Annotated in this window: 1 protein-coding gene; it reads left to right on the top strand. The window is 39.5% G+C overall.

Annotated features, from left to right (window positions below):
* Positions 1-108 precede the first annotated feature (108 nt).
* Positions 109-471 (top strand): hypothetical protein, encoded by a 363-nt coding sequence (locus Ga0451573_RS18965; RefSeq protein ID WP_231685759.1) that lies wholly within the window; start codon positions 109-111, stop codon positions 469-471.
* The last annotated feature ends 101 nt before the right edge of the window (positions 472-572 follow it).

Below are 572 nucleotides of genomic sequence, written 5' to 3'. Positions count from 1 at the left end.
AAGAGCCCGGTGCGGTAGTTCCGCACGCCGGGAATCTGTGCGGGGGGCGTCGGGCAACCGGCGTTCCTACCGTGACGGCGAAATCACACCTTGACTTAAGGAGTGTTTATGATAAATAAATACATATTATTAGCATTAATATATATCATTTTAGCTGTTATAGCTTTTTACATTCCGTATATTCCAATGATAGCCATAGGAGTTCTAACGGCATTATGGTCCCACAAAAATTTAAAAGATTTTTTTATTGGATTAATTTACATAATGATTTCATCATTTGTTGCCTTTGGAGTTACCCCTTGGGTGAACGGTTCTAATCAGGTATATGTCATGGGTGGGGATTCATTAAGTTTTCCAAGAGGATTAGGAATATCGGTCTTCATAGGATTTCTTATTTCAGGTTTCTTCTGCATTACTACTTTGGCTGTAATACATATAAAAAAAATAATTGTAAAAAGGTTTACAAGCTAAAAATGGTTTGAAGGTGTGACATCGCCTAACATTTTAGCCGTGTTTCCGCAGTTGAGCATGCAAAAACACCGGCTAAGCACTGGCCCTACCGGCGTTAAGTC

The sequence above is a fragment of the Phosphitispora fastidiosa genome, assembly GCF_019008365.1.
GTDB lineage: Bacteria > Bacillota > Thermincolia > Thermincolales > UBA2595 > Phosphitispora > Phosphitispora fastidiosa.
Note: the sequence above shows the minus strand (reverse complement) of the source record. Positions and strands in the feature narration are given on the sequence as shown.